This is a genomic window from Paenibacillus piri, from assembly GCF_004354045.1.
GTDB lineage: Bacteria > Bacillota > Bacilli > Paenibacillales > NBRC-103111 > Paenibacillus_S > Paenibacillus_S piri.
In genome coordinates this window covers 136,755-157,497 of record NZ_SMRT01000004.1, presented here as the reverse complement: position 1 = coordinate 157,497, position 20,743 = coordinate 136,755, and the positions used below count along the sequence as shown (strand labels likewise).

The following is a 20,743-nucleotide window of genomic DNA, read 5'->3' as shown; positions in this document are numbered from 1 at the left end:
CTAATTACCTCCCTTCAGGAATCAGGGGTCGAAGGAGCTCGCACATTGCGAGCTCCGTTTCATTGCGGCTTAGGCCGTAATCGCGGCGCAATAGCTTCCATGTGCAGACGTCAGTGATGGCGATCAACTGGACGAGGCGCCGCTCCCGTTCGGTCCCGCGCCGATCGGCCAGCGCAGGGGCGAAGACCCGCTCGCACCACTGGCGGTGATAAACGCGGCCGAGATCGACGATTTTGCGCAAAGCGGGCCGGCGGAGCTCTTCGGCCAGCATGCGAAATATTCCGTCGCCTACTTCCTCGTAATGATTGATCAGGATGCTCAAGGCCCCAGCCACATCCCCCGTCTCAGCCTGATTGCGCTGTTCTGCAATTCGAGTCGCTTCGCGTTCGGCTGCAGCAGTGAAAAGACCGTCTTTGCCTCCGAAACGTCGAATCACCGTCTGCACCGAGACGCCGGCGCGGTGCGCGACTTCCTCGAGAGAAAGATTCTCGGCCGGCTGCTCGTAAAAAATCCCCACCGCAGCATCAAGAATTCGCTCGCCGGTTACCGCTGCGGATCGCGCCCGGGCCTGCATCTTATAGGGACGAGTGAGCTGCTCGGGCTGCTTGTCATTTTCCGTTCCCATTTGCCGCAACTCCATTATATATTTGATGTTAATGAGATTAACACCAAAATGTCTAGAAGTCAATCCGCAAGAGCCGAAAACCTGCCGGTAGCCCGTACAATCCTCAGTTCTTTTTCTCCGATAAGCGGCTGCAATAGGTAGTGGCATTGATGCGACTGGATAGCTTTTTTGTCTCTGATATCATCAACAACATGAGACCGGCAAAGAGAAGCGGCTCTTTCGGCCCGCATGAAAGATTAGCTCCGGATTCATTTCCTAATGACAAAAAGCAATCAGATTCATTTTCGTTAAAATTGCCCGGTTCCGCGTCCCCGGACTATTCAGCATATGCCACGCCGTATACTGCTCGGCATAAGGATTTGGAGCGGACATTCCTTCAACAGGGATGACAACGTTATATCCACGGAATGCAGCAGCCGTGGCTGTATGAAGAACAGCTCCATTGGCCGCGTAGCCGGTAATCACAACGGTTTGAATGCGGCGGTCATGCAGTATTTTGTCCAGATCGGTTTCGTAGAACTTGTCTACATTTGATTTCACAACCGGATCTTGTGTGGCAGGGCTTAACGGATATGCAATATCGGAAACGTTTCCAGCATGTGTAAGGCTATAGACCACCGGCATGTCTCTTTCGCGTGCCCGGGTCAAGAGAGCGCTGATCTTGGGGATCGAGTTTCTGCAGCGAGGATTGGCGCATATCGTGTTTTCCATATCCAGGACGAGTAATGCGGTGGTTCGGGGGGACGACGGAATTCCATTCTTCGATAATTGTAGGTTCTCCATGGCAAATGCCGCACACAGGACACCAATATAGCATAAATACCCTCCTTGGTTTGTTACTTCATTAGCCTATGTAGCGGATCGGAAAAGGTGAAACGCGAGCCCCCGGAAAATTGGGAAAATCAATGCGCGGAGAATGCAGCGAAATCCGGGTAATGAAATCGTATTTTTTAGCCGGCCTTTTTCACGGGCTTTGAACGAAACCTAAAAAAAACATCACAGCACCTAAAGAAACCCTATAGCAGGGTCAGCCGAAAAGGCTTTAGTATAAACATAGAATTTGATAGCGTTTACATATGCATCGGAATTAAATTGAAAGCGGTACCATAAGCAGGGATAAGGGGATGAGAGCATTAAGATGAAAAAGTGGATGGCGTGTACATTGGCGGCTGTATTGACCGTCGGTGCGGCGGGCTGCTCCGGCGGCTCCAAGGAAGCGGCGAAGGAGGGGGGCAACGCGACTCCGGCCCAACAGCAAGGTCCCACGAAATTCAGCATTTCTTTGCGTACGCTTAACTTCGATTACGTAGAAAAAGCGTCCAACCTGAACGACGACAAATGGGTGAAGGAGCTGGAGAAAAAAACGAACACCGACCTCGATATCCAGCTTGTTCCGCATGCCGAGTTCGAGAAAAAAATGGTGCAAATGTTCGCCACCGGCGATATTCCGGATGTCGTGCAAGCCGGTGCGGGCACAAGCGGCAAAGAGCTCGCGGGCTCCGTGCAAGCCGGCATCTTCCTGGAGCTGAACGATCTGCTGAAGCAGCATGCGCCGAATTTGCTCAAAGCGATTCCGCAAGCGGCCTGGGACGAGGTAACGCTTAACGGCAAAATTTATGCGATACCGGAGTTTATCTCCCAGCCTTCGCGCAGAGCGACCTGGGTGCGGGAAGACTTGATGAAGAAAGCCGGCATTACGAAGGACCCGAAAACCGTCGACGAATATCTTGACATGCTGCGCGCGTTCAAGAAGATCGGTGTGGAGCATCCTTTCATGGGCCGTCAGGACTTCAAGTATGCCGATATTTTTTTCGGCGCCTATGACGTTTATCCATACACGAGCCAATTCGAGGTGGTCGACGGAAAGGTGCAGCCGAAGTTTTTCGACAACGAAAACATGCAGAAGGCGCTGCAAACGTACAAAACGATGTTTGACGAAGGACTGATCAACAAGGAGTTCGCAACCATCAACCCGACGAACTTCAAAAATATTATTTTATCGGGCAAAGCCGGCATGTGGGAAATGAACGCGCAGGAGCTGCTGCAGTGGCAAACGCAGCTGAAACAGACGGTTCCCGACGCGAAGATCAAGATCATACCATCGCCAATCGGGCCTGACGGGAAGGGCGGCGGATATTTGTATTCTTCCGGAGCGCGCGCCTACTTCATCAACGCCAAGATCGCGAAGGATAAAATCCCGGGCATTCTCAAGTTTTTCGAATGGCAGGTGACGGAAGAGGCCGACAAGTGGTTTGACTTGACCTTGCCGATCGAACCGAAAACCGATGCCGAGGTTTCCGAGCAGCGTTATTTGAGCGGGTTTCTTCATATGGTCAAGGACGATGCGTACCGCAAGCAAATTTTGGGCGCTACGCCGGAAGGCAAGGAGCTGCTGCAAACGTTCGAAACCATCCTGCCGAACGAAGGCCGCGGCGGACTCGAATTCGATCCGATCCTTACGTCAATGCAAAAAAATCCCGACATCTCGCCGTTATCCGATACGGCTCCGCCCGTGCTGATCACGCATATGGTCAAGATGGTGTATGGCAAGGAACCGATTTCCGATTGGCCTAAAGTGATCGAGGAGTGGAAATCGAAGGGCGGCAACGATGCGTTGAAGGAAGCCAATGAGCGTTACGAAAAGAAATCCGGCATCAAGCTGAGAGGACCGGAAGCACAAAAGTGGAAGTAAGTCCAGGACCCTGATTGAAATTTAATGTATGCTGCGAGGCTGCCAATCGATTGGCAGCCTTGCTGCGTTAACGGGCATCAGCCGGCATAACGATTAGGAGGCTTCATATCTGCGAGTAAAGGTTGGCGGAGCGGCGCCGGAAATGATTCCAAAATATGTATTGACAGGAGAAGGAAGCATAACATACAATGAACATAACATCATGATGTTATTATTAATTTTCAAAAGAAACTTTTATAAAAAATCTCTTTTTGAAAAGGACGTTATACGATGCTGCCATTACATGTTGGTTTTATCGCAGTAGGGAGGTCGACATTCGATCTCGAATCAGCCAATCTCTATTTTGAGCAATCCAAAAAATTGCTTGATTCGCTTGTCGAGACATGTACATCATCCGAATCGCTTCTCATGTCGCCTGAAGATACCGGGCAGTTTGTGAAAGAAATGATGGAGGATAGCAAACCGGATGTGCTTGTCGTGCAGACGACTACATTTGTTGACGCAAGGTTCATTAAAGAAATTATGGATCTTTCCGATTTGCCCATTTTGTTATGGGGGGTTCGCGAACCGCGGGTGGGAGGGACACGGCTATCATTGAACTCCATGACAGGTGTGAATAATCTCAGCAACACGCTTGTTGCGGGCGGACGTAAATTCGCTCTGCTTTTCGGAAACCCGACGGAAGAGGCGCTTATCAAGGAAATGACCGTTCAACTAAGAGCAGCCGAGCTTATCGGACAGCTGCGCACATTAAAGATCGGTGTTCTCGGCAAACATCCGGACGGTTTTTTCTTCTCCGATGCGAAACCGGATATGCTTTCATCGATAGGGCCGAAGCTCGTCGAGCTCGATTTGCAGGAAGCGTTTCGTCGCGCAAACGATATCCCTGAAGCGGAAGCGCAGAAAGTGATTGCATCGCTGAACGGGAAAGTGAATTCGCTCGGGTCGATTCCCCCGGAAGGCTTGCTAAAGTTTGCGCGATTCCAAACGACGCTGATCCAAGACCTCAAACGTCAAAATATTAGTATTGTCGCTGTTCGCTGCTGGCCGGAATTTTTCAACGATTATGGCGCAGCCGCCTGTTCGACGGTTTCTTCTTTTATCGATTCAGGCATTATGGCCTCCTGCGAAGCGGATATTCACGGAGCCATCACGATGTATATCCAGCAACAACTGGCTGCAAGCGCGCCTTACTTGGGTGACTTGGTCCATATTGATGAAAGCAAAGATTCCGGCGTGTTTTGGCATTGCGGAGCGGGCGCATTCTCCTTGGCTCGACCGGATACGGGCGCTGTCGCAGGTGTTCATCCGAACCGCCAAATCGGCTTTACGCTGGAATTCGGCTTGAAGCAGGGACAAGTCTCCATAAACCGTTTAGGTCCGAATCCGTCCCGCCCGGGCACATACCGGATGCTGATGATGGAAGGAGAAGCGCTCGACGAGCCGCAAAAATTTTTGGGAACCAGCGTAGAGGTGGGCTTCAATCAGCCTATTGCGCCATTGTTTAAAAAGTTAATGAAGCTTGGCTTTGAACCGCATTATTCTTTGGTCTATGCAAATATAAACGAGGAAATGAAAGCGCTTTGCGAATGGTTGGACATAGAACCGATCGTATTATGAAAGGCGAGGATGATATGGAATTAACAGGTTCATGGACTCGATACAGCAAAAAGATTGCTGTCATCCAAGCAGGTGGTCCCACGGCAGTATTGAACAGCAGCTTATACGGATTTTTAAAGGAAATCGTGCGAATGGACCGCCGGACGAATGTTATAGGTGTGCACCAAGGATTGAGCGGACTTGTAAACGGCGACTTTTTCAGACTGGATATGCGCCAGCCGCTCGATTGGCTGAAGTACCAGCCTGGAGCTGTACTAGGTTCCGGCCGGATGGCGTTGTCCGACACGGACCTGGAGATCGGGGTCAAGCAGCTGAAAAAGGCCGACATTCATGTTGTTGTATTAATTGGAGGCAACGGAACGATGTGGGCTTGCAGCCGGCTTGTTTCTAAAGCGCAAGAAATCGGCTACGGGCTTCAGGTGATAGGCATTCCGAAAACGGTGGACAATGATATTGCGGGTATCGATCACACGCCCGGGTTTCCAAGTGCCGCCAATTTTGTGGCGCATGCCGTTCGAGATTTATCGATTGATCTAAAAGCGATGAAAAACTTCGAGCAGGTGCGCATCATCGAAACGATGGGCCGTAATGTCGGCTGGCTGACAGCAGCTTCAGCGTTCTTTAAAAAGCAGGAAGAAGACGGTCCGCATTTGGTGTACGTTCCGGAGAAACCGTTTGATATCAACGAAATGATTTCGGCAGTTTCCGATATTCAGGCGCGGCTTGGCTATTGTGTCGTCGTTGTGAGCGAAGGCTTAAAAGGAGAGAGCGGCCAGCCAATCATGATGGACGGGATTAACGGGTTGAAACAAAATGCGGGGAAAAAAGCGCTGGGCGGAGTAGGGAGCGTTTTGCGCGAAGCAGTAAGCAATGAATTAGGGCTTGCATGCCGTTATGAAAATTTGGGCATTTTACAGCGCTGTGCTTCCTTTGCGGTTTCCAAGCTTGACCGAATAGAGGCCATGGTATTGGGGGAGCGGGCGGCGCAGCTCATATTCCAAGGAGAAAGCGGGTGCATGGTAGGCATTGAAAGATTGTCGGAACAACCTTACAGCTGGGATATTAGGAAAATTGCTTTTGACAAAGTGGCTGGTCTGGAACGGGAATTGGACAGTGCGTATACCAACGTTACCGGAACCATAGATCCAAGCTACCGGCAGTGGCTGAGTCCGTTTATGAGTGAAGCTAAATCCTACAAATCGTTAAAAACGTTATCTCTTTTAGATATGGAGGAAACCTCATGAACCGGGTCACTGCAAAGGAACTGTTGAACGATGCTATTTCCCGTAAATATGCTGTCGGCGCATTCAGCGCTCATAATGCTGAAATGGTGCAGGGAATATTGGAGGCGGCGCGGGAAGAGCACTCACCGGTCATGATCCAAATCGGCCAACGCGCTATCCGAAATAGCGGGTTCGGCGCTTTAATCAACGCCATTCGATGGTACGGCGCTGAATCGGATGTCCCCGTTATTATTCATCTGGATCACGGAAGCAGCTACGAGCAGGCGATTCAAGCGATTCAGAGCGGCTGCACCTCCGTCATGTTCGATGGTTCGCATTACGATTTGAGCACTAATATTTCCATTACCCGCGATGTGGTACGCGCGGCTCATGCAGTGGGAATTGCCGTGGAGGGAGAGCTTGGAAAAATTCCGGGCGTTGAGGACGATCTTTCGGTGGATGAGAAGGATGCTTATTACACCGACCCCGAGCAGGCCTTTTATTTCTATAAAGAAACGCAGGTCGACTCCCTTGCCGCAGCTATCGGTTCGGCGCACGGATTGTACAAATCGATGCCGAAACTGGATATTTCCCGACTGAGAGAGATTAGCGGATTGACTCAAATACCTGTCGTACTGCACGGAGGCTCGGGTATTCCCGATGACCAAATCCGCCAAGCTGTTGAAAACGGAGTGGCCAAAATCAATGTCGACACTGAGCTGCGAAGCGCTTATACGCAAGGAGTACGCGAGGCGTTGCAGCAGTTCGGGGAATCCCTTGACGTATTTACCTATGCGAGAATAGGCGCCGACCGGATGAAGCAAATTGTCGTTGACAAGATCCGGCTGTTTGGAAGCAAGGGGAAAGCCTGAACCATTTTTAGAAATGAGGTGCGAAAACCATGGAACATTATCCGATTCTGATCGACGGCGAGTGGATTCAAACGGAAGAGAAGCTGGAAGTGAAGGACAAATATTCGGGGGAAACCGTCGCTGCCGTTTCGGTTGCTTCCAAGCAATTGGCAGAACGGGCAGTAACGGCCGCACAGAAGGCCTATAGCACAAACCGGCTGTCTCCATACCGGCGATATGAAATTTTGAAAAAAACAAGCGAGCTGCTGCTGGAGCATAAACAGGAGCTGGCTCGAATCATTACGCAGGAAGTCGGCAAGACGATGAAAGAGTCGGTCACGGAAGTCGAACGGACTGCGCAAACGTTTGAAATTTCTGCGGAAGAAGCCAAGCGTATTCACGGCGAGGGCGTTCCCGTGGAAAGCTCGCCCGGCGCGGAAAACAGGCTGGCTTTTACGATACGGATGCCGGTTGGGGTCGTGTGCGCCATTACTCCTTTTAACGTTCCTTTGAATTTGGTTGCACACAAAATTGGGCCGGCTATTGCCGCAGGTAACGCCGTTGTGCTAAAGCCCGCCAGCGTGACTCCGCTGATTGCTTTGAAATTGACACAGCTGCTGGAAACGGCTGGATTGCCATCCGGATATTTGAATCTCGTTATCGGTTCCGGCTCGTCTATAGGGAGCTGGCTTGCCCGGGATGAACGGATTAATCTTTACACGTTCACCGGCAGTCCCGCTGTCGGCAAAGCGTTAAAGCAAGCTACCGGCTTGCGCAAAGTATTGCTGGAGCTGGGCAGCAACTCCGCGGTAGTTGTGCATCATGACGCCGATTTGAATCTGGCGGTCGACATGTGCGTCAACAAAAGCTTCGCAAATGCAGGTCAGGTTTGCATCTCCGTGCAGCGGATTTACGTACATAAAGACATTTACGAGGACTTCAAGGCAAGGTTCGTTGCCCGGACCCAAGCTTTAAGGACGGGAAGTCCGTTTGATCCGGAGACGGATATCGGACCGATGATCAGCGTGAAGGAGGCGGCGCGTACGGAGCAATGGGTGCAGGAGGCGCTGCAGGCCGGAGCAAGGCTGGAATGCGGCGGACAGCGGACAGGAGCTATGTTCCAACCGACAGTGTTAAGCGGCGTGAGAGATGACATGAAAGTAACTTGCGAAGAGTTGTTCGCACCGGTCGTCGGCATTACCGAGTATGCGGAGCTTGACGAATGCATCAAGCGGATCAATTTGTCCCGATTCGGGCTGCAGGCAGGCATATTTACAACCAGCTTAACTACCGCGTTTCATGCAGCCAAAGCGATCCATGTCGGAGGGATGATTGTCAATGATGCATCGCAATTCAGAGCCGATTTAATGCCTTACGGCGGCGTAAAGGAAAGCGGCTGGGGGAAAGAAGGGCCGAAATACGCCATTCACGAAATGACAGAGGAACGAATTATTGTCTTTAATTTATAAGGGGGTGCTCGTTTTGAGCCAAAAGAAACGGATCGCGGTTCAAACCCAGCTATGGGGCAATGCCAATCTGGATCAGGATTTTGTCCCGATTTACGATCAAGCGATGGAAGCGGGTTACGACGGCGTGGAGAGCCGCTTTACTGTCATGAAGCAAAAGGAAAAGCTGCGCAAATATTTGGATGAGAAGCCGCTTCGGATATTTGCCCTGCACACTTCACCGGAAACCTTTTACAATCAAGGGATTAAAGCGGAGTTCGGAGAGCTGCTGCAGGACATGAAACAGTTTGATATCGGGCATCTGTTGTTCAGTCCGGCAAAGCGGGAAAGTATGAAGGAGCAGCGGGAATGGCTCCATATTATCGAGCAAATGGGTGAGCGGTGCGCCGAACAAGGGATCCAGCTATCCTACCACAACCATGCCTGGGAGTTTGAACGGTACGGTTATGAACTGTTCGACGCTATCGCCGAGCATGAGCATATCGGCATTGCGCTTGACATCGGATGGTTGTACAGGAGCGGGTATGACTTGAACAAGACGGTCGAACGGTATCAAAGGCAGATCAAATATTTACATATCAAAGACACGACAAAAGAAAACTGGAGAGAGCTTGGCACCGGCGATGTCGGTATTGGCGAAGCCGTTAAGCTGCTGGATACGCTGGGACTCGACCTATGGACGATTGAGCAGGATACAAGCGAGCTCCCGCCGTTGACAAGCGCCCGAATAAGCAGAGATTACTTGTCGAAGCTGGAGGCATAATGAACATGAGAGCGGCACGAGGAGGGAGACCATGAAAAGTATGGATACAAACCGTCGGATTGAACAGCTTCGAAAGCTGGCCGAAACCGAAAACGCGGCGATACTGCTTACGCAGCAAAAAAATTTAAGCTGGCTGCTTGGCGGCCGAAGCCATATCAATCTCGCATCGGAGCCGGGCTGCTGCAATGTTTTGGTTGCGGGTGGCAAATGTGTCCTGATCGCCAATAATATTGAAGCCAAACGGCTGGAAGAAGAAGAAATTCCGAGCGATGTATGGGCCGGGATCGATACTGTCGAAGTATGGAGCTGGTTCAACCCGGCGGATCGGGAAAGGCTGCTGCGGCTGCATCTGGCTGAAGGCGCTCCGCTCAAAACGGATGTCGAGCTGGAAGCCCGAATGTTGAAGCTCCGTAGTATAATCGATGACGACCGGATCGGGGAGTTAAAGCAGATCGGACGATGGACAGCGGAAGCGATCGAACGGGCCGCCTTGGACATTCATCCCGGCGACAGCGAATATACCATTGCCGGACGTCTCGCTTGTCAATGCTATGAACGAGGATTGGATCCGATCGTCAATCTGATTGCCGTCGATGAGCGGGTTTTCAGCCGGCGGCATCCGCTGCCGACAGGCAAAACGCTGAAATCGTATGCGATGCTGGTCGTTTGCGCCAGACGCAACGGCCTGATTGCATCCGCTACAAGATTGGTTCATATTGGTACCATTCCGGATGAGATCGCCCATAGATACAAGGCCGTCGCGGAAATCGAGACGCATATGATCGACTTAACGACACAAGGGAAATCGTTGGGGGAACTGTTCGCCTCGATGAAAGCGCTCTATAGCGAGGCCGGATTTCCGGATGAGTATACCCGCCATCATCAAGGCGGCTTGACGGGCTTTACTACCAGGGAAAAATTATCGACTCCCGACGAGACGCTGCTTGTCGAGGAGGGGCAGCTTTATGCCTGGAATCCTTCGGTTTCCGGAGCAAAGTCGGAAGACACGATGCTTGTTGGCACAAATGGGAACGAAATTATAACTCCAGTCGTTGCTTACCCGCGGTTTGAAATAAACGTTGGCGGTAAAACGTACGTCCGTCCGGGGATATTGCAGCGCTAATATACAAATAACGAAATGAGGCTGAGGAAGATGAAACGATTTAAAATAGCTGTTATCGGTGCGGGCGACATGGGAAGAAACCATGTACGAAGCTGGATTGCCGCCGGTCATCACGTTGTAACGCTTTGCGATGTCGATGAAGAAAGATCGATCGCGCTGGCGCATGAATTCAACGTACCCAACTTCGTTAAAGACTACAAGGAAGCGATTAATGATCCGCAGATCGAGATCGTTTCCATCTGCCTGCCGCTTGTCTTCCATGCTCCGGTAACGATTTATGCGGCACAGCAGGGAAAGCATGTGTTTTGCGAAAAACCGCTGGCCTCATCCGCGCAGGCTGCTATGGACATGCAAGCGGCAGTCGAGAAAGCGGGCGTCCAGTTCGGTGTTGGATTTCAGCGAAACTATTCCAATGGCGTTGAACAGGTAAAGCAGTGGGTGCAGGAGGATCGGTTCGGCCGTCCTTTGGTGATGAACTGCGACCTGCTGCAGGAAGTGCGGCCGAAATTGGCGATGCACGACCGCAACGGCAATCAGGGACCCGTCGTCGATGCATGCTGCCATGCGTTTATGATGTGGCAAACGGTATTTCAATCCAAGCCGAAAATGGTATATGCGAGAGGTGGAATAATGGCGCATGAGCGGCCGGAGATCGCGCATTTCGATCAATTAGCCATTGATACGGCCGTAATTACAGTGGAATACGAATCGGGAGATATCGGTACCATGACGGTTTCCTGGGGGCTGGCGAAAAAATTCAAGCTGCACGGCCGAGCCGACCGTATTATCGGGCCCAAAGGCGGAGCTGAGGGACATTTCAATAATTTCGGCAATAAGACGCTGCAGATCGAATTGTACGATGGAGAAAACAAGGAAACGGTTGAGCTGCCGCAGCCGGATTTGTTCAAGGTACAATTCCAACGCTTTGCAGCTGCCGTGGAGGAAGGCAGACCTGCACCGGTCGGCTTTACGCAGGGACGGGACATGTTAAAGCTGTCGCATGCGGTGCTTGAATCTATCGAGACGGGAAAAATCGTCTGCTTGTAAAATGAACGAAACGGAGCTTGTCGATGATGAAAATTGGATTTTATCAATCGTGTTATATGGATTGGGATCTGCCGCAGACGTTCAAATGGGCCAAAGAGAACGGTTTTCACGGTATTGAGCTGCACGGAGGCCCCAGATACAAATATCTCGATTGGACGAAGCTGGCGAACGGCTCCGGCTGCGGTCCGATGATCGAGCTGCAGCAAAAATATGAAATCCCCATAACCGGGATCATGTTCGGTGCGCTGCCGTATCTGTCATCCGATCCGGAGGAACGCAGACGTGCGGCAGATACGGTGAAGCTGCTGCTGAAGGCTGCGGCCAATATCGGGGTTAAAGTCGTATCGACTTTTACGGGAAGAGATCCGGCGCTGTCCGTGGAGGATAATATTCCTTTGATAGCTCCGGTGTTTACGGATATTGCCGAATATGCGGAACGGCTTAACGTCAAGCTGGCCTTTGAAAATTGTCCGATGTATGAATTTTGGCCTCCCGTTTATAATATCGCCATATCGCCAGCGCTATGGCGGGAAATTTTCGATAGAGTGCCGTCTCCCGCCCTTGGTCTTAATATCGATCCTTCCCACTTGATATGGCAAGGGATTGATATTGTGCAGGCCGTGCATGACTTTAAAGATAAAATCGTGCTTTCGCAAGCGAAAGACACCGAGCTGCTGCCGCAGGTTCAGCGTGTCGAAGGGATGATGACCTGCAAATGGTGGAGACACCGCATACCGGGTCAAGGGGATGTCGACTGGAACAAATTTGTGACCGCGCTTCACGATATCGGATACGACGGGATCTTATCCATTGAGCACGAAGATCCGGTTTGGTCAGGGACTGACGCTAAAGTCGGGAAAGGATTATTGCTTGCCAAACAGCATTTGGAATTATTCGTATAGATAACTTGCATTTGAAGTAAAACGGGTTGGATAACGTTGACCGGGCAAAGATAATGATGATATTATATGTTCAAAGTCAAACTCAAATTCAACGCTACATGGAGGCAAAATATGATTGACCGCGAACCAAGACTTGATCCGACATTGCCAATCCCGCTTTACTATCAACTGAAGCAAATATTCGATGACAAAATCAAAAGCGGCGAGTGGCAGGCAGGTCAGCTCATTCCGACTGAAACGGAGCTGATCCAAAAATACGACGTAAGCCGGACAACTGTCCGCGAAGGTATTACAGCTCTGGTCAACGAGGGTAAATTGCAAAAAAAACAGGGAGTAGGAACTATCGTTTGCGCTCCCAAAATGGAAGAAAGGCTTGGCCGGTTAACAGGCTTCGCAGAAGAAATGATTTCGAAAGGGCTTAAGCCCGGGGCGAAGCTTTTGGAGAAAAAAGAGATCGCCCCGCCGCCTGCGGTTGCGGAAAGGCTGCTCGGTGGGAAAGAAGACCAGGTCTTGTACATTAAAAGGATCCGGCTGGCCAACAACGAGCCTATCGCGATCGAAAGCAGCTATTGGCCGAAAGAAATCGCCAAATATTTCAACGACAGCGACTTGGAGACGATAGCCTTTTATTCGGTCTTGGAAAAGAATAAAATTTACTTAAAGGATGCGGATGAAATTATTACCGCCAAAAATGCGACGAAGCAGGATGCGGCTTTGCTCGGCATTCACGAAAGAGACCCTATGCTGAGGATGGAACGATTGACTTATTCCACGCTCGGCCATGCCATCGAATTTACCACGACCGTTTATCGTTCCGATCGGTATTTCTACAGGGTTCAACTAAAGAGATAGCATGGTATCCGGCACTTGGCGGCTCGCGAGCCGCTTATTGACCCAATCGGAGTCATGCGCCTATAAAGATAATGATGATATGATATTATGGAGATTGAAAACGCTATCAAATAATCATGCGGTGGTGATTTGGAATGAAAACAGCGGCCTCAGTCAAACAGATGGAGGCAGGGACTGCATTGAAAACGGGCTCCATATGGAAGGAATATAAGCGGCATAGAAGCTTATTTCTGCTTTTGCTGCCCGGACTTCTCTGGTATGTCATTTTTCATTACGGTCCGTTATACGGGATTCAGCTTGCGTTCAAGGAGTATAAAATTTTTAACGGCATCATGGGCAGCCCTTGGGTCGGGTTGATGCATTTCGAGCGGATGTTTTCAATCTCGGACAGTTTTTTTCAAATCATGAAAAACACATTGATCATTAGCTTTTATCACATCGTATTTGGATTTCCCGCACCTATTATTTTGGCATTGATATTTAACGAATTAAGATGGAATCTGTTCAAAAAAATTACGCAGTCGATTTCTTATTTGCCGCACTTTTTGTCGTGGGTTGTATTAGCCGGATTGTTGACGACATTCCTTTCGCCGAATACCGGGGTTATTAACTACATCATCGAATTGCTGGGCTTCGATCCCGTCTTTTTTTTGGGAGACCCGGGCTACTTCCGGTTTACTCTCGTTATGTCCGGTATTTGGAAAGAAGTCGGGTGGGGGACGATCATCTATTTGGCCGCTTTGGCCGGCATCGATCCCCATCTTTATGAAGCCGCTGTGGTGGATGGAGCCAGCCGCTGGAAACAAATCTGGCATATCACAATCCCCTCTATCATGCCGGTTATCGCCATCCTCTTTATATTGCGGATCGGTAATTTGATGGATGCGGGGTTTGACCAAGTGTTAAATCTATACAATCCGGCCGTTTACGGAGTGGCTGATATTCTGGATACCTACGTTTACAGGGTTGGGATCAACCAGATGCAGTACAGCTTTACAACCGCCGTCGGCTTATTTAAAAATGTTGTCGGCTTCATCATGATCCTGACGGCTAATTATTGCGTCAAAAAGGCCGGAGAAGAAGGGTTATTTTAGGCGGCAGGCGCTCAAATGAGAGGTGAATGGACTTGAGTCATATGACAGTCGGCGAGAAGCTTTTCCAGGTGTTTGCTGTTTTGTTTATATTTTTGATGAGTGCAGCCATGCTTTACCCTTTTATTCACCTGTTGTCCGTATCCTTCAGCACTCCGACGGAGGCGATCAGACCCGGTTTTCACTTGTTTCCATTGGAATTCTCTACGGAAGCTTATTCCAAGACGTTCTCTTCCGGTCAAATCTGGATAGGGTTCGGGAATACGGTTTTCCGGACGGTTGCAGGTACGTTTTTATCGCTGATCTTTATGGCAATGACGGCCTATGCCTTATCCAAGAAGTATTTGCCGCACCGTACGTTTTGGACAATGTTTATCGTGTTTACGATGTTTTTTCAAGGGGGGCTGATTCCGACCTACTTGTTGATTAAAGGACTCGGGCTGTTGGATTCCCGCTGGGTGTACGTTCTGGCTGCGCCCTATCTGATCAGCACCTTTTCCATGTTGATCATGCGCAACTTTTTTATGAGCATTCCAAGCGAGCTCGAAGATTCTGCGAAAATCGACGGCGCAAGCGACATCAAGATTTTATATACGATCATTATTCCTTTATCGAAGCCGATTTTGGCGACAGTTGGTTTATGGTCGGCGGTGAATCACTGGAATGCCTGGTTTGACGGGCTGCTTTATATCCAGGACACGTCCAAAATGCTGCTGCAAACTTATTTGCGGCGGCTCATCGTGGAGAATCGTTCGGAAGAGGTGCAAATTTTGATGGATCAGGCTGTAGGGGCAATGGACGTTATTCCGGAAACCGTCAAGGCATCGACTCTGATGGTGGCAACGCTTCCTATCATCATTTTGTATCCGTTCCTGCAAAAGTATTTTGTAAAAGGAATTCTTGTCGGTTCGTTAAAAGGTTGAGTGCAAGCCCAAGCAATAAACCATGAAAAAACGGGGGGAATCAACATGCGGGGAAGCAAGTGGAAAACGGTAACGAGTTCGCTGACGGCAAGTCTTTTGGTTGCAGGATTGTTGGCAGGATGCTCTAAAGGGGCGGATGGAGGCGCGGCTGACGGCAATACGACGGACGGTAAAAGCAAAAAGACAATGGAGCTTGTATGGCTAAGCTTTAATCCGCCTGAAAATGATAGCACGCCGGTACAGCAAAAGCTGGAGAAGCAATTCAACGTCAAATTTAAAAATATCCGGATTGAACGCGCGCAATATGACCAGCAGATGAACCTTAAGTTTTCCACCGGCGAAATCGCGGACGTGATTTATTTGGACAGCTCGCCGGAGCGGATGAACGAACTGGTCAAACAAGGGGTACTGGCCGAGCTCCCCGAGGCTGAAATTAAAAAAAATATGCCGAATTACTCCAAAACGATCGATCAGGCCGATCCGACATCGTGGACCTACGCGCTTGTCGACGGCAAAAGCTATGGCATACCTATTATTTGGCCGCTTGGAAGCCTGCCCTTTTTAACCGGCTACAACGGGGACTGGCTGAAAAAAATCGGCTACGACAAAGCTCCCGAGACTTTGGAGCAGTTTGAAGACGTGCTGCGCAAGTTCCGCAACAACGATCCCGACGGTAACGGCAAAAAGGATACATACGGCTATTCCGCTCAAGGAACAGGCGCCACTTCGTTCAATACGGTGTTCAGTGCGTTCCAGGTCAGAACCGACTGGATGATTGACGACAAGACCGGCAAAATCGTTTACGGCCTGACGACGGACGGCGCAAGAGAAGCGTTTAAAGTATTGAATAAATGGTATAAAGAAGGCCTTATCGATCCGGAATTCGTCACGAAGAAAACAAACGATTATCACAATGACTTCGTCAACGGAAAAGTGGGAGTCCGCGACTGGATGTCGTACCAATTCGAGCCTGATGTAGGCATCATCGGCGCTCCTTTCTACGCCAAAAATCAAAACAACAAAATTGTGATCGGCAAGCCGTTAACCGGGCCTAACGGACCGGGACGCGCCTATTCCTACGGTGCCAAAAACGCATTTGTGGCGATGGGCGCCCAGGTGAATAAGGATCCGGAGAAGAAACAACGCATCTACGAAATGCTCGAAGCTTTGGCGACCGACGATCAGACCTACTTGACGGCAGTATACGGCCTGGAAGGCGAGCACTATCAGATGGTGGGCGGTAAGCCGATCATGAAATCGGAATATGCGAACGAAAACGCCAAATATAAAATCGGCGCAGGCACCTTCTACGGTTTATTCGGCAACAAGTCGCTGAACATGGATAAATATGATTTTCCTGAAGACAGGATGAAATTCATCAAAGATCTGGGCAACGGCGTGAAAACGAGAGAATCGTTGAATTTAGCTACGCCGGCTATTAAAAAATATCCTGACATTTCCAAAATCGAACAGGAACATTATATCAAATTTATAACCGGAGAAATTGATTTGAACACCGGGTTTGACAAGTTCGTCGAGCTTTGGAAAAAATCCGGCGGGCAGGAAATTACGGATGAGCTGAACAAAAAATATGCAGGTGTCTTCAAATAATTAAATTACAGAAAGAAGAGGTGCCGATCATGTTGAGATTCGCTTCTCATTTGGAAATGAACTACGAGAAAGACGTCGCCTTCCGGGATCGTTGGTTGGCAGCGCATCGATTCGGCTTTCACGGCTGCGAATTTGTATGGAGGCTTCACGATTTGGCCGAGGTTGTCGACTTGAAAGCGGAATTTCCGCTGCATGTAAGCAGCTTGGGCGGAACAACCGGGTTCGCAGTCGGGGGCGATCGTCCTGTCCTTATATGGCCGGAGGATAGGGAACGGCTTGCAAGGGATGTGGAAAAGGCGGTCGATTATGCGAAGGCGGTTTCCTGCAAGACGTTAATAATGGTATCGGGCAACCTGATTCCGGGGTGGAGCGTCGAACGACATAGGCGGGAAGCGGTTGAATCGTTGAAATATATCGCGCCTATCGTGGAAAAAGCGGGGGTAACGGTTGTCATCGAACCGTTAAACAGTAAAACGGATCATAAGGGGATATACTGCGACAGTTCCTCCGAAGCGTTCCGTATTATTGAAGAAACAGGCAGCGATCATATTAAAATTTTGTATGATGTTTACCATATGCAGATTATGGAAGGCAACCTCATCGAAACGATTCAACATAACGAGCGTTTGATCGGTTACTATCATTTGGCCAAGGTTCCCGGAAGGTTCGAGCCTCTGGGAGGAGAAGTGAATTTTCCCGCCGTTCTGGAAGCTATTGGAAATACGACCTACGACGGTTTTATAGGCTTGGAATACAAGCCTTCCGGCCATTATGAGAAGGCGCTGGAACGTATTAAGCAAGGTTACCCTGCCTGCTTTGCGAAATGACGGATAAGAAATGAGGCCTGAGCTGCGCGCAGGCCCATTTCAAAGAAAGTAAGGCGATGATACCGCTTTGGAGGATTTTTATGACATGGATTAGAAATACGGTCCCCGGAATCGTCTTCGTACTTATGATCTCTCTTGTCGCTGCTTGGGCAGGATCGATATTTCCGCTTATTGGCGGAGCCGTATTTGGCCTCTTATCAGGTTTTTTAATTAACAATATAACAGGGAAACCCAAATACACGTATAAGGGCATTTTATTCAGCTCCAAAAAAGTATTGCAGTGGGCGGTTATAGGCCTCGGCTTCAGCTTAAGCCTTTCGCAGGTTTGGAATACGGGTGTGGAATCGTTTTACATCATGGCGGTAACTTTATTGGCAGCGATAGCAGCCTCGTACGGCTTCGGTAAATTATTAAGCATACCGGATCGGTTGAACGTGTTGATAGGGGTTGGAACAGGTATTTGCGGAGGCTCCGCCATTGCTGCCGTATCCCCGGTTATCAAGGCCAATGAGGTCGAAGTAGCCTATTCCGTTTCTACCATCTTCCTTTTCAATGTTGCCGCAGTCATTTTATTTCCGCTATTGGGACATTGGCTCGGATTATCCGACAAGGCGTTCGGTTTGTTGGCGGGAACGGCGATTAACGATACTTCATCTGTAGTGACAGCCGGATATATATACAGCCAAGCTGCAGGGGATTATGCAACGGTAGTAAAGCTGGCGCGGACAACCATGATTATACCTGTAACGTTTCTTTTATCGGCCCTTGTCGGGATGAAGGCTAAACGTGAAGAACATGGGCAGCAAAATGTTCATTACAGCATAACACCGATATTCCCTTGGTTCATTGTTTGGTTTCTCGCTGCTTCCTTGTTCAATACGTTAGGATTATTTGGAGAAGGAACGATTCATTATGCGGGGATGATCGCCAAATTTATGATTGTTATGGCATTAACAGCAATAGGCTTGAGCGCAGATTTTCGTAAAATGATCAAAACGGGCTTTCGCCCAATCGTACTAGGCTTTATCGTTTGGATAGCTGTCATACTGACTAGCGTAATCCTTCTGTGGGCATCCGGACAGCTGTAGCATGGAGCCATAAAAAAATCGGTTTTGGAATAGTATTATTTATAGGATCTGGCGAAAAAGAATACAGCTGCAGCGACAGCTCCCGCAATTGCAATCAAGCTGGTGTTCAGCCATGCAGCTGCGGCTCCGGCTATAGCAGTCAAACCAAGCGGAATCAAATGATATGAAGCGTTGTCGGAAGCTTTATTTGCATTCCAATAAGTTAAAGCATCGACAAGAGCGCCATTTTCGACCAATTCGATGCCGCAATTTTCACAAGTATAAGGGCTCGACGATTGACTGGCTAAACAGTGCGGGCATTTTGCATGCATTTTGAATCACTCCTACCCGATTTTGAATATCATTTTAATTCATAGTAATTATATCGGAATATTAAGTGGTTTACAATAACTATTTTGGGAATGTGGAGAAGAATGCATAAAACAAGCATTGTCAACGGGAACAAGTTGGCGTATACTTTCGGTGATTGGTAATACCACTTATCATTTACTGATTTATATGAAAGACTCTTAAAGATTAAAAGGAGGCTAATGTTGTGCACAAATTTCTTATTCACAAGCGAGGCGATCATGTCGGAGTAGCAACAGCAGATATTGAGGCCGGAGAAAAGGTGATTGGCGTCTACATGGACGATGAATCTGCCATCGAGGTAACGGCGAACGGCGCAATCCCGTTAGGGCATAAAATCTCGGTAGCTGATATCCCAAGGAACAGCCATGTGTTGGAATACGGGCTGCCGATCGGTTATGCGCCTGAAGGGTTTAGGTTTGGAGACTATGTACATACTCACAATATTCGAACATTGAGGTGGTAGACATGAAACAACTTTACGGATTTAGACGTGAAAATGGTAAAGTAGGCATTCGCAATCATGTAATTATCCTTCCGGTAGACGATATTTCGAATGCTGCCTGCGAAGCGGTAGCTAATCATATTCAGGGTACAATGGCAATTCCGCATGCATATGGCCGGCTGCAGTATGGCAAAGACCTTGATCTGCATTTTCGCACGATGATTGGCACCGGGAGCAATCCCAATGTTGCCGCTGTAGTCGTAATTGGCATAGAACCGAACTGGACCAAGATTATCGCTGACGGCATAGCCGAAACCGGCAAGCCGGTTGCCGCGTTCTCTATTGAAGGGATTGGCGATTTGGATATCGTTCGGCAAGCATCCTGGAAAGCGAAGGAATTCGTACAATGGGCTTCAGAATTACAGCGCGAGCCTATCGAATTGAAGGATTTGACGGTCAGTATCAAGTGCGGGGAGTCGGACACCACTACAGGGCTCGGTTCTTGTCCGACAGTTGCGCAAGCAGTAGATCGTCTCATTGACGCCGGTGCGACCGTTTTCTTCGGGGAAACGTCGGAGTTGACGGGCGGCGAGCATCTGATTGCCGATCGCTGCGCAACGCCGGAGCTGAGACAGAAGTTCATGGCGATTTACGATGATTATATTGCAGAAATTAAAGCGTCGGGCGTAGATTTGCTGGGCTCACAGCCAACTCAAGGCAACATTGCGGGCGGGCTGTCGACGATCGAAGAGAAGGCGCTCGGCAATATTGAGAAGACAGGCACGAAGCAGGTTATAGGCGTTCTTGAACCGGCCGAGATGCCGTCCAGCGGTCCGGGGCTTTATTTCATGGATACCTCTTCCGCTGCGGCAGAATGTATTACTCTGATGGCTGCGGGAGGCGCCGTTGTCCATTTCTTCCCTACAGGTCAAGGAAACATCATTGGAAACCCCATCGAGCCGGTGATAAAGATTACCGCAAATCCGAAGACTGTAAGTTCCATGAGCGAGCATATCGATGTGGACTGTAGCGGGCTTCTATCCCGTGAAATGAACTTGACTGAAGCCGGGGATCAATTAATGGATTACTTGTACCGTGTCGTGAACGGGCGCTATACGGCTGCAGAAGCTCTTGGACACAAGGAATTCGTCATGACCAAGCTTTTCAGAAGCGCATAAACGGGTTTGTTGTTAACCTTGATAAACGCGCCCGTTCCCTAAGGACGGCGAAGCCGTTTATCCTTGCT

20 protein-coding genes are annotated in these 20,743 nt (G+C 49.5%); 17 read left to right on the top strand and 3 right to left on the bottom strand.

All coding sequences use genetic code 11. The features are described 5' to 3' along the window. Positions 1-4: 4 nt before the first annotated feature. Both E1757_RS11175 and E1757_RS11170 read right to left on the bottom strand, forming a co-directional pair. Entirely contained in the window at positions 5-625 is a 621-nt protein-coding gene (locus tag E1757_RS11175) for a TetR/AcrR family transcriptional regulator (protein WP_165972074.1), read from the bottom strand. Positions 626-880: 255 nt separating this feature from the next. Continuing rightward, positions 881-1,336, bottom strand: a complete 456-nt coding sequence (locus tag E1757_RS11170; protein ID WP_246079167.1) for a cysteine hydrolase family protein — start codon at positions 1,334-1,336, stop codon at positions 881-883. Positions 1,337-1,763: 427 nt separating this feature from the next. On the opposite strand from E1757_RS11170, the gene E1757_RS11165 reads away from it, so the two are divergent. From E1757_RS11165 to E1757_RS11095, 15 genes are all read left to right on the top strand, one after another. Then, positions 1,764-3,317, top strand: coding sequence for an extracellular solute-binding protein (locus E1757_RS11165; RefSeq protein ID WP_133227796.1), 1,554 nt, complete (start codon positions 1,764-1,766; stop codon positions 3,315-3,317). A 270-nt stretch (positions 3,318-3,587) separates the two neighbouring features. Then, positions 3,588-4,937 carry a hypothetical protein gene (locus tag E1757_RS11160; protein WP_133227794.1) on the top strand — a complete coding sequence of 450 codons (1,350 nt, stop codon included), beginning with the start codon at positions 3,588-3,590 and terminating at the stop codon, positions 4,935-4,937. Next, positions 4,907-6,181, top strand: a complete 1,275-nt coding sequence (locus tag E1757_RS11155; RefSeq protein WP_133227792.1) for a diphosphate--fructose-6-phosphate 1-phosphotransferase — start codon at positions 4,907-4,909, stop codon at positions 6,179-6,181. The genes E1757_RS11160 and E1757_RS11155 overlap by 31 nt, the downstream gene beginning before the upstream one ends. Further along, positions 6,178-7,032, top strand: coding sequence for a class II fructose-bisphosphate aldolase (locus E1757_RS11150; RefSeq protein ID WP_133227790.1), 855 nt, complete (start codon positions 6,178-6,180; stop codon positions 7,030-7,032). The genes E1757_RS11155 and E1757_RS11150 overlap by 4 nt, the downstream gene beginning before the upstream one ends. A gap of 29 nt (positions 7,033-7,061) precedes the next feature. Further along, positions 7,062-8,480, top strand: a complete 1,419-nt coding sequence (locus tag E1757_RS11145) for an aldehyde dehydrogenase family protein (protein ID WP_133227788.1) — start codon at positions 7,062-7,064, stop codon at positions 8,478-8,480. Between the two features lie 13 nt (positions 8,481-8,493). Next, positions 8,494-9,240, top strand: a complete 747-nt coding sequence (locus E1757_RS11140) for a sugar phosphate isomerase/epimerase family protein (RefSeq protein WP_133227786.1) — start codon at positions 8,494-8,496, stop codon at positions 9,238-9,240. Positions 9,241-9,271: 31 nt separating this feature from the next. Further along, positions 9,272-10,363 (top strand): M24 family metallopeptidase, encoded by a 1,092-nt coding sequence (locus E1757_RS11135; RefSeq protein WP_133227784.1) that lies wholly within the window; start codon positions 9,272-9,274, stop codon positions 10,361-10,363. A gap of 30 nt (positions 10,364-10,393) precedes the next feature. After that, positions 10,394-11,410: a Gfo/Idh/MocA family protein gene (locus tag E1757_RS11130; RefSeq protein WP_165972071.1), complete on the top strand. Its 1,017-nt coding sequence runs from the start codon at positions 10,394-10,396 to the stop codon at positions 11,408-11,410. Positions 11,411-11,433: 23 nt separating this feature from the next. Then, on the top strand, positions 11,434-12,312 hold the full coding sequence (locus tag E1757_RS11125; protein ID WP_133227780.1) for a sugar phosphate isomerase/epimerase family protein: 879 nt from the start codon (positions 11,434-11,436) through the stop codon (positions 12,310-12,312). A gap of 111 nt (positions 12,313-12,423) precedes the next feature. Continuing rightward, the gene (locus E1757_RS11120; RefSeq protein WP_165972070.1) at positions 12,424-13,164 is read left to right on the top strand and encodes a GntR family transcriptional regulator; all 741 of its coding nucleotides are present in this window, start codon (positions 12,424-12,426) and stop codon (positions 13,162-13,164) included. A 134-nt stretch (positions 13,165-13,298) separates the two neighbouring features. After that, positions 13,299-14,258, top strand: a complete 960-nt coding sequence (locus tag E1757_RS11115; protein ID WP_133227776.1) for an ABC transporter permease — start codon at positions 13,299-13,301, stop codon at positions 14,256-14,258. Between the two features lie 26 nt (positions 14,259-14,284). Beyond that, positions 14,285-15,178 carry a carbohydrate ABC transporter permease gene (locus E1757_RS11110; RefSeq protein ID WP_133227774.1) on the top strand — a complete coding sequence of 298 codons (894 nt, stop codon included), beginning with the start codon at positions 14,285-14,287 and terminating at the stop codon, positions 15,176-15,178. A 45-nt stretch (positions 15,179-15,223) separates the two neighbouring features. Further along, a complete protein-coding gene (locus E1757_RS11105; RefSeq protein ID WP_133227772.1) occupies positions 15,224-16,789 on the top strand; it encodes an extracellular solute-binding protein in 1,566 nt (521 codons plus the stop codon). Positions 16,790-16,818: 29 nt separating this feature from the next. Next, on the top strand, positions 16,819-17,616 hold the full coding sequence (locus E1757_RS11100) for a hydroxypyruvate isomerase family protein (RefSeq protein ID WP_133227770.1): 798 nt from the start codon (positions 16,819-16,821) through the stop codon (positions 17,614-17,616). Positions 17,617-17,696: 80 nt separating this feature from the next. Continuing rightward, on the top strand, positions 17,697-18,704 hold the full coding sequence (locus tag E1757_RS11095; protein ID WP_133227768.1) for a YeiH family protein: 1,008 nt from the start codon (positions 17,697-17,699) through the stop codon (positions 18,702-18,704). 35 nt (positions 18,705-18,739) lie between these two features. Here E1757_RS11095 and E1757_RS11090 read toward each other — a convergent pair whose 3' ends face one another. Then, entirely contained in the window at positions 18,740-19,015 is a 276-nt protein-coding gene (locus E1757_RS11090) for a hypothetical protein (RefSeq protein WP_133227766.1), read from the bottom strand. Positions 19,016-19,239: 224 nt separating this feature from the next. On the opposite strand from E1757_RS11090, the gene E1757_RS11085 reads away from it, so the two are divergent. Together E1757_RS11085 and E1757_RS11080 are read left to right on the top strand one after the other, a co-directional pair. Next, the gene (locus E1757_RS11085; RefSeq protein ID WP_133227764.1) at positions 19,240-19,518 is read left to right on the top strand and encodes a UxaA family hydrolase; all 279 of its coding nucleotides are present in this window, start codon (positions 19,240-19,242) and stop codon (positions 19,516-19,518) included. A gap of 2 nt (positions 19,519-19,520) precedes the next feature. After that, positions 19,521-20,675 (top strand): UxaA family hydrolase, encoded by a 1,155-nt coding sequence (locus tag E1757_RS11080; RefSeq protein WP_133227762.1) that lies wholly within the window; start codon positions 19,521-19,523, stop codon positions 20,673-20,675. Positions 20,676-20,743 lie beyond the last annotated feature (68 nt).